Source organism: Actinospica durhamensis (genome assembly GCF_018139695.1).
Classification (GTDB): Bacteria; Actinomycetota; Actinomycetes; order Streptomycetales; family Catenulisporaceae; genus Actinospica; species Actinospica durhamensis.
The window spans coordinates 1-8,881 of sequence record NZ_JAGSOG010000322.1 but is presented as its reverse complement, the minus strand read 5'-3'; the positions used below and the strand labels follow the sequence as shown (position 1 = coordinate 8,881).

The following is an 8,881-nucleotide window of genomic DNA, read 5'->3' as shown; positions in this document are numbered from 1 at the left end:
AGGCGGTGGAGATGCCGGGGCGGGGCGGCTGGTTCGTGGGGGTGCAGTGGCATCCGGAGGACACGTTCCAGACCGATCCGGCCCAGGCGGCGCTCTTCGCAGCGTTCGTGCAGGCGGCTCGGCGTGGTTCGGCCGACGGCGCGGTTCTGGGTTAGAACCGAAGTGGCGTCGCGGGATCCGACGGGCGATCAGACGGGCTCTCAGACGGGCTTTAGGGCTTGAGGCCGAGCTCGTACCAGATGCCCGGCTTACCGCCCACGTCGGCCGGGTCGGCCGGGCCGACCTGGACGAATCCGTTCCTGGACAGCACTTTCTGCGACGCGAGGTTTCCCAGGGTGGTGGCCGCCCGGAGCGTGTGCAGCCCGTGGTCGGCCGCCGCCAGCCGGCACAAGTCCCGGACTGTCGCCGTCGCCACACCCTTCCCGGCTACGTGCCGCGCGACTCGGTAACCGACGTTCGCGGTGCCTTCACCCACGAAGAACAGGTTGAACCGGCCCAGGATCGAGTCGTCTTCGGCCACCAGCACGTAGTAGGCGTCGGTACCGGCCTCCTGCGCGGCCAACATGGCTCCGTGCCGTTCCTCGAACCGCTCGAAGAACTCATCGCCACGGTCGGAGATCGTGGCGGCGAAGTAGGCGCGGTTGGCACGCTCGAAGGCGAGAACCGCTGTGGCGTGGTCTGCTCGGAGGCGCTGCAACCGGGACTGTGAAGCGGATGGTGACTCGGACACCGTCCGACCTTATCCAGGCGACCCGCGTTTCAGAACACGTTTTCGGCGACCCCCCTGCGCTTACGCTTTCGCTTACGCGCCGCCGTCGGCCTCCATGTCCTCGACGGTGCGGACCATCGTGCGCAGGTGCTCGGTCAGCAGCGGCAGGCCGTCGGGGGCGATGCGGGCGACGACCTCGGCTTCGGCCGCGTTGAAGCGGGGGTAGAGCTCTTCCATCAGGGCGACGCCGGCGTCGGTCAGGCTCAGCAGCACCAGGCGGCGGTCGGCCGGGTCGGTCTCGCGGCGCAGCCAGCCGCGGGTCTCCAGGGTCTTGGCCACGCCGGTGAGCGTGCCCTTCGAGATCGCGGCGCTCTGCGCGGCGTGGCGGGTCTCGAGGCCGTCGAAGATCCACACGACCCAGAGTACGACGAAGCCGGTCCAGCTCAGGTCGTGTTCGCGCAGCACCGTGTTGGTCAGGTGGTTGCGCACCGCGTTGGCGGCCCGGTAGAGGCTGGAGACGGCGATGGCGGCCGGGAAGTCGAGCTTGAGCTTCCCTATGTGCGTGCTCATCGCCTGCTCGGTCGCGGCGAGGCCGAAGTCGTTCGACATGCTGCCATCGTACGGCGGTGAACAAGCGTCCCCGGACGCCGTGCCGCGGGTCAGCGCGTCGGCTCCGGACGCGTGCGCGCCTGCAGTGACCTGCCGCCGTTCCACTCCACTCCCACCTGTCGGTAGTAGGCCCCGATGATTTCGTGCACCTCGAGCCGCGCGAGTTCCTCGGTCGGGGACTCGTACAGCGCCAGGTGGTCGACGGTTCCCTGCCAGGCTTGCCCGGCCTCGACCTGCGCCGCGCCGGATTCGATCAGCTCGACGAACGCGTCGCCGCTCCTGCTGCCGCTTTCCGTGTCGCCGTTCTCCGCGCGCTCGATGCCCGGCAGGATCCGGTGGTGCGCCATCGGGTGGCCGTTGACGAAGCCGTTGTGCTCTGATTCGCCGGTCAGCGTCACGATCGTCTCGGCCAGCCGGCGGTCGGCGGCGGCGAGGGTGGCGCCGAAGCGTCCGCCGGGGGCGAGTTGCGGGGCGGCGTGGGCGAACGGGTGCGGGCGGGTCTGCCAGATCGAGCCGAGTTTCTTGGGGTAGCCCTGGTGGATGCCGCGGGCGACCGCGAAGTCCTTGTCCACCCAGATGTAGACGCAGCGCGAGTAGGTGCGGCCCTGGTAGCCGCAGCGTACGACGACGAAGGCCTCTTTGTATTGGGCGCGCACCGGGTCGAGCAGTTCCTCCCGCGACTGCGCGCAGGACTGCCAGTCCGCCCAGATCAGCGCGACCGCGCCGGGGTCCTCGGCGGCGAGGGTGAGCGGGTCGGGCAGCAGTTCGGCCACCCGGGCGGGGTCGGTCCGGTACTCGACGGTGAGCAGGTCGCCGGAGTAGAACCAGGGCGGGTGCGGGATGAGCGAGGCGCGTCCGGTGGCGGTGCGCGGGTAGAAGAAGCCTGGCATGGCGGTCGGGGCCTCCCGGGTATCGTTTGGGTCCGTACGATACCGGTCTCCGGCCGCCTCCGGAAGTCTTGTCAACGCGCGGGGCCGTGGATACCGTTTGGGTTCAAACAAAGGGCTCCGACACAGAGGGATGGGGTGGCCGTGGATCAGCAAGATCGCAGCGCTCATCGGCAGCAGCCGGGACTGGACGCCGCCGTCGCCGCGCTCGCCGAGCGCGGGGTGGACGTGGTGCGCCTGGGCTATCCGGATCTGATGGGCAGTGAGCGGGCCCGCGACCTCGTGGTCTCCCGCTTCGCCCGCACCGTCGGCGACGGCGTCGCGTTCTGCCGCACGATCTACGGCACCAGCCCGCAGGGCGACGTCATCGCGCTCGAGCACGGCGGCCTGGCCGACGGGCTGCCGGACGTGGTCGCCTTCCCGGATCTGGCCACGCTGGTGGACCTGCCGTGGGAGCCGGGCGTCGCGCACTGTATCGCCGACGTCTGCGATCCGGACGGCGCGCCCGCGCAGGAGAGCCCGCGCACCGTGCTGCGCACCGTCCTCGGCCGCTTCGCCGAGCTGGGCATGCGTCCGGTGGTCGGGCCCGAGCTCGAGTTCTACCTGCTGGAGCCGGACGCGGCGAGCCCGCAGGGCTGGCGGCGCTACGGCGAGGCGCCCGGCAACGTCTACGTGGCCGGGCGCAAGGGCGACCCGGAAGGCGTGCTGCTGCGCATGCTGCGCTCGCTGGCCGGCCTCGGCGTGGACGCGGTGGCGGCCAACCACGAGTTCTGCAGCGGGCAGTTCGAGATCAATCTGTGGCACTCCGAGGCCCTCGATGCCGCGGACCGCGCCTTCCGCTTCAAGTCCGCGGTCAAGGAGCTGGCCCGGCTGGAGGGCAAGCTGGCCACGTTCATGGCGAAGCCGTTCAACGACGAGGGCGGCTCCGGTTTCCACCTGCACTTCTCCACCCTCGACGACGAGGACCGGCCGCTGTTCGACGACCCGTCGGGGCCCGGCGGGCTGTCCAAGACGGCACTCTCGGCGATCGCCGGGATCCTGGCGCACGCGCCCGCGCTGTCCGCGCTGGCGAACCCGACCGTCAATTCGGCCAAGCGGTTCGGCCCGGACACGCTCGCGCCGTGGCTGATCGACTGGGGCCTGGACAACCGCAGCGCCATGGTCCGGATACCGCCGGAGCGCGGCCGGGCCGCCCGGCTCGAGCTGCGGCTCGGCGACGCGACGGCGAACCCCTATCTGCTCATCGCGGGCGTGCTCGCGGCCGCGTACCTCGGCATCCGGGACGGGCTGACCCCGCCGGATCCGCTGGAGGGCTACGGCTACGACGCGTCGAAGGCCCCGATGATCCCGCAGGACCTGCCCGCCGCGCTGGCCGCGTTCGAGGCCGACACCGAGTTCACCGCGTTGCTCGGGGAGCGCTTCGTCGCGGCGTTCCTGGCGTTCAAGCGGGACGAGCTCGGCCGGTTCGCCCGCTGGGTGACCGACTGGGAGTTCCGCGAGTACGCCTACCACCTGTGAGTGTGAGGACCGACATGACCGACACCGCCATCAGCCCGCCCGCCACGGCGATCGACCTCGCGGACCTCGACGTGTTCGAGCAGGGCACGGTCTGGCCGCTGTTCGACCGGCTGCGCCGCGAGGACCCGGTGCACTGGAACCCCGAGCCCGCGCCGAACGCCGGCTTTTGGGCCATCACCCGGCACGAGGACATCGTCGCCGTGGACCGCGACGCCGAGACCTTCACCTCGACCAACTTCGTCAACCTGGAAGAGGTCGACGACGACCTGATCGAGGTGCGCCGCTCCATCCTCGAATCCGACGGCACCCGGCACCGGGCGCTGCGCAAGCTGATGCAGCGCGACTTCGGCGGCCAGACGCTGCTGAAGTACGAGGATTTCCTGCGCGGCCTGACTCAGACGACCGTGGACGCCGCCCTGGCCAAGGGCGAGTTCGACTTCGTCAAGGAGGTCAGCGCCGACTTCCCGATCAGGGTGCTGGCGCGGATGCTGGACGTGCCGGACGAGGACACCGGGCGGCTGATCGACTGGGGCAACCGAATGATCGGCAACACCGACCCGGACTACGCGGACGTGCTGCTCGAGCACGCGGACAGCGAGCAGTACAAGCATCTGCCGTTCCGTTCCCCGGCCGCGCTGGAGGTGTTCGCGTACGGGCGCGAGCTGGCCCGGCAGCGGCGTGGCGGGGACGGCGAGGACCTGGTGAGCAAGCTGGTCAACCGGGTCCCGGTGGACGGCGAGCCGCTGACCGCCACCGAGTTCGACAACTACTTCCTGCTGCTGGTGGTGGCGGGCAACGAGACCACGCGCCACACCATCACGCACTCGATGCTGGCGCTGCTGCGCAATCCGGACCAGCTCGCGCTGCTGCAGCAGCGGCCTGAGCTGATCCCCACGGCGGTGGAGGAGATGCTGCGCTGGGCCAGCCCGGTCTACCACTTCCGGCGCACCGCGACCCGGGACGTGGAGCTGCGCGGCCGGCGGATCCGCGCGGGGGACAAGGTCGTGATGTGGTTCGCCTCGGGCAACCGGGACGAGGAGGTCTTCGCCGATCCGTACCGGTTCGACGTGACCCGCACGCCCAACGACCACGTCTCCTTCGGCAAGGGCAGCCCGCACTTCTGCCTCGGCAACAACCTGGCCAGGCTGGAGATCCGGCTCATGTTCGAGACGCTGCTGCCCCGGATAGGCCGGGCCGAGCTGGTCGGGGACGTGCGCCGGGTGCGCAGCAACTTCGTCAACGGAATCAAGACGCTGCCGGTGCGGGTCACCGAGCGGTGAGGATCTCGAGGAGGATCGCTTGCGCGCGCTCTGCATCCTGCACGACGCCTACTCCACCACCGGACTGATCGGCCAGGCGCTGCGGGCGCGCGGCTGGGACGTGGACGAGCTGCTCGTCGTGCCGGCCGAACGCTTCGAGGCGCCCGGCGTCGAGCTCGCCCTGCCCGACCATCGCGACTACGACCTGCTGGTGCCGATGGGCGCGCCCTGGTCGGCGTACGACGACGCGCTGATCGGCAGTTGGCTCGCGCCCGAGCTGGCCTGGATCGCGGACGCGGTGCATTCCGGCGGTGCCGTATTCGGGATCTGCTTCGGTGCGCAGGCGATGGCCCGCGCGCTGGGCGGGTCGGTGGCCCGCGGGCCGCGGCCGGAGATCGGCTGGACCGCGATCGAGTCCGAGGACGGGTCCTGGCTCGATCCCGGCCCGTGGTTCCAGTGGCACTTCGACGCGCTGACGCCTCCGCCCGGGGCGACGGTGCTGGCCCGCACCTCGGTCGCGGTGCAGGCGTATCAGCTCGGGCGCAGCTTCGGCGTGCAGTTCCATCCCGAGGTCGCCGAGGCCGATATCAGCATGTGGCTGGGCAACGGCGGCGAGTCCGTCGCGCGTGCCGAGGGCGTGGATCCGGCCGTGCTGCTGGCCGAGGCGGCGCGCGAGCGTGAGGCTTCGCGGGTGCGGGCCGGTGCGCTGCTGGACGCCTATCTGGGGAAGATCTTCCCAGCTTAGAGCCCTGACGCGGCCCTGACGCGGCCGTGACGCAGCTCTGCTGGAGCGTCGACGGCGCCCTGACGGGGGTTCGGGAAAAAGGCGGCTCGGAAACCATTGCCATCCAAACGTTTGGGCCCATACGATTCAGCCCACTCTCGAACACCGCGATTGCCGGGCCCCTAGGAGGCGCCATGGACACGCACCACCCCGAGCGCGGAGACGCACACACAAACCGCCTCGCCGGATCCCTGAAGCTGGTCGACGCCATCGCGCAGTCGGTCGGCGTCATGGGACCGGTGTTCTCCATCGCCTTCCTCGTGCCGCTGCTGGTCGGGCTCAACGCCTCGGGCAGCGGTGCGGGGACGGCGGCGCCACTGGCCGTGCTCATCGCCGCGATCGGCGTGCTGGGCCTCGGCTGGATCGTGGCCCAGTACGCCCGCCGCATCCACGCGGCCGGCTCCCTCTACGACTACGTCACCGACGGCCTCGGCCAACGCGTGGGCGCTGCGGCCGGACTGCTCTACTACGTCGGCATCCTGGTGCTCGGCGTGGGCATCCTGGTGATGATCGGCGGCACCATCCACGACACCCTGCAGGCGGAGTTCAACATCACCCCGCTGCCGGAGACCGTCTGGGACCTGATTCTGCTGGTGGGCCTGGCCGCAGTGCTCTACCTCGGGGTCGCGCTCTCCACCCGCGCCCAGCTCACCCTCGCGCTGATCTCGCTGACCGTGGTGCTGATCTTCGCGGTCTACGTCATCGTCAAGCTCGGCTCGGCCAACCACGTCGACGAGGCGTTCAAGCCCAGCAGTTCCCCGCAGGGCCTGCGCGGCGTGCTGTTCGGCGTGCTCTACGGCGTGCTGCTGTTCACCGGCTTCGAGACCGCGGCCAACCTCGGCGAGGAGACCGCCCACCCCAAGCGCGACATCCCGCGGGCCGTGCTCACCTCCGTGGTGGCCGTCGCGGGCTTCTACATCATCGCCTCCTACGCCCAGGTCGCCGGCTACCACTTCAGCCTGGACGCGCTCGGCAAGAACTCCGGCGCCCCGCTGTTCGGCCTGGCCGGCCCGGTCTCGGACGGCGGTTTCGGCTCGGTGGCGGTGCGGCGCCTGCTCGAGCTCGTGGTGGTCTTCGACATGATCGCGGTGCTGATCGGCTGCGCGACCGCCGCCAGCCGCGGCCTGTTCGCGATGGCCAGGGACAAGCGCCTGCCCGCGCCGCTCGCGCGCATCTCCGCCCGGCGCGGCACCCCGCTGACCGCGGCCGCCGTGGTGGTGCTGTGCCACCTCGTCGTGATCGTGCTGACCGAGTCCTGGAACGGGCTGTTCGCGCAGGCCGGGCTGCCGCACTACGTGGCGGTGTTCAGCTGGGGCTCCACCTTCGGCGGCTTCGCCCTCGCCATGATCTATCTGTTGATGTCGGTCGGGGCGCTGCGTGGGCTGCGCGACCACTCCCGGCTGTGGGCGGTCTACCTGGCCTGTGCGGTGGGCATCGTGGTGACCGGCGCCGCGATCTTCGGGTCCTTCTATCATGTGACCGCGCCGGTGATCTACGCGCCGTACGCCGCGCTCGTACTGCTCCTGCTGGGCCTGGTCCTGGCCTACGTCCGTGCGGGTGCCGCGACGAACTTCGCCGACACTCTGGACGCCGCGCCCGCGCCGTCCGCCGGTTCCGTCGCCGCGGCCGAGTGAACTGAGGGATACTCCGATGCCGACGCCCCGCATGCTGCTGATCCTCAGCGAGAACTGGACCCTGGCCTCGGGCCGCGACCTGCCCGCGCTGGTGCGCTGGGCCCGCGAAGCCGAGGACGCCGGGTTCGACGCGGTGATGATCAGCGAGCATGTGGTGCTCGGCCCGGACGCCGGAGCCCGCGGCGTGATGGGCAACCCGCGCGCCTACGCGCTGCCGGGGAACCAGGACCCGTACACGCCCTGGCCGAACTCACTGCTGTTGTTGTCCGCCATCGCCGCGGCGACCAGCCGGATCAGGCTCGTCGCCGGGGCGGTGCTGGCGCCGCTGCGCCACCCGCTGCTGCTCGCCCGCGAACTCGGCACGCTCGACCTGCTCAGCGAGGGCAGGCTGGTCGTGCAGCCCACGGTCAGCTGGAGCAGGGACGAGTACACGGCGCTGGGAGTGCCGTTCGAGCGCCGCGGCCGGATCCTGGACGAACAGCTCGAGATCCTGGACCTGCTCTGGCGCGCGTCTCCGGTGAGCTTCCACGGCGAGTTCTTCGACTTCGAAGACGTCTACCTCGAGCCCAAGGCGTACCGCCCGGACGGCCCGCGGCTGTGGTTCGGCGGCGAGCGGCTGCACGGGCGCCTGCTCGAACGCCTCGTGCGCTATGGCGGCGGCTTCCACCCGCTCGGCGAACCCTCGGCCGCTGATATGAGCACACTGCATGCCGGGCTCGAGGCGGCCGGCCGCAGCGTCGATGAGCTCGAACTCGTCGGCGGCACCCGCGCCGTCTTCCCGGACGAGCACTCCTGTGCCGACGTGGGTGCCGCGATGGCCGACATCCCCGCGCAGATCGAGCGCGGATTCACCACGTTCTGCGTCAAGCCCTCGCAGTTCACCGACGACCCCGACGGCGTCGGCGCGCTCTGCCGTGAGGTCATGCGCCGCGCCGCCGCCTTGACCCGTTGATCCGCCGACCTGCCCACACGCTTATTCGCCGCACCGCGCCGCGCCGGTGCGCGCCACGGATTCACCCTGAGGCTGCCGCATAATCGCAGAGGCGGAACACGGCGAGGAATGACGTGAGGCGATGGGGCACACGCAGGACCCTGACGACGGCGCGGTGCTGCGGATGGTCGCGTTGACGCTGGTGGCGGACCAGGACTACCTCGCGCTGGCCCGGACCTCGGCCATGCACGTCGCCGCGCTGCTCTTTTTGCCGCTGCCGCGGGTCAACGACCTGCGCCTGGCCGTGGACGAGGCCTGCACCTCGTTCCTGCACCCGGCCCCGCGCACCCCCGAGACGCTGGAGCTGAGCTACGACCGGCACCCGGCCAGCCTGCACGTGACCGTACGGGCCCGGGCCCCGCTCGGCTGGCCGCAACGCGACGAACTCGGCTGGGCCATGCTCGCCAGCCTGGTCGGCGAGGTGCGGGTGCGGGTGCACGACGGCATCGGAGCCCTGACCCTGATCGAGCCGCTCCCCACGCACTGAGCC

At 70.9% G+C, this 8,881-nt stretch carries 9 protein-coding genes; 6 read left to right on the top strand and 3 right to left on the bottom strand.

The features are described 5' to 3' along the window. Positions 1 to 211: 211 nt before the first annotated feature. From KDL01_RS35995 to KDL01_RS35985, 3 genes are all read right to left on the bottom strand, one after another. Positions 212 to 697, bottom strand: coding sequence for a GNAT family N-acetyltransferase (locus KDL01_RS35995; protein ID WP_212533182.1), 486 nt, complete (start codon positions 695 to 697; stop codon positions 212 to 214). Positions 698 to 802: 105 nt separating this feature from the next. Beyond that, positions 803 to 1,318: a MarR family winged helix-turn-helix transcriptional regulator gene (locus KDL01_RS35990; RefSeq protein WP_212533181.1), complete on the bottom strand. Its 516-nt coding sequence runs from the start codon at positions 1,316 to 1,318 to the stop codon at positions 803 to 805. A 50-nt stretch (positions 1,319 to 1,368) separates the two neighbouring features. Beyond that, on the bottom strand, positions 1,369 to 2,208 hold the full coding sequence (locus tag KDL01_RS35985) for an acetoacetate decarboxylase family protein (protein ID WP_212533180.1): 840 nt from the start codon (positions 2,206 to 2,208) through the stop codon (positions 1,369 to 1,371). Positions 2,209 to 2,349: 141 nt separating this feature from the next. Here KDL01_RS35985 and KDL01_RS35980 point away from each other — a divergent pair, with 141 nt between their 5' ends. The 6 genes from KDL01_RS35980 to KDL01_RS35955 all read left to right on the top strand — a co-directional run bounded on the left by KDL01_RS35980 (position 2,350) and on the right by KDL01_RS35955 (position 8,878). Further along, entirely contained in the window at positions 2,350 to 3,723 is a 1,374-nt protein-coding gene (locus KDL01_RS35980) for a glutamine synthetase family protein (RefSeq protein ID WP_212533179.1), read from the top strand. 14 nt (positions 3,724 to 3,737) lie between these two features. Further along, positions 3,738 to 5,003: a cytochrome P450 gene (locus tag KDL01_RS35975; RefSeq protein ID WP_212533178.1), complete on the top strand. Its 1,266-nt coding sequence runs from the start codon at positions 3,738 to 3,740 to the stop codon at positions 5,001 to 5,003. Positions 5,004 to 5,022: 19 nt separating this feature from the next. After that, the gene (locus KDL01_RS35970; protein ID WP_212533177.1) at positions 5,023 to 5,727 is read left to right on the top strand and encodes a type 1 glutamine amidotransferase; all 705 of its coding nucleotides are present in this window, start codon (positions 5,023 to 5,025) and stop codon (positions 5,725 to 5,727) included. Positions 5,728 to 5,900: 173 nt separating this feature from the next. Further along, a complete protein-coding gene (locus KDL01_RS35965; protein ID WP_212533176.1) occupies positions 5,901 to 7,400 on the top strand; it encodes an APC family permease in 1,500 nt (499 codons plus the stop codon). Between the two features lie 16 nt (positions 7,401 to 7,416). Next, complete coding sequence (locus KDL01_RS35960) at positions 7,417 to 8,352, top strand: TIGR03619 family F420-dependent LLM class oxidoreductase (protein ID WP_212533175.1); 936 nt, start codon at positions 7,417 to 7,419, stop codon at positions 8,350 to 8,352. Between the two features lie 121 nt (positions 8,353 to 8,473). After that, positions 8,474 to 8,878, top strand: coding sequence for an ATP-binding protein (locus KDL01_RS35955; protein WP_212533174.1), 405 nt, complete (start codon positions 8,474 to 8,476; stop codon positions 8,876 to 8,878). The last annotated feature ends 3 nt before the right edge of the window (positions 8,879 to 8,881 follow it).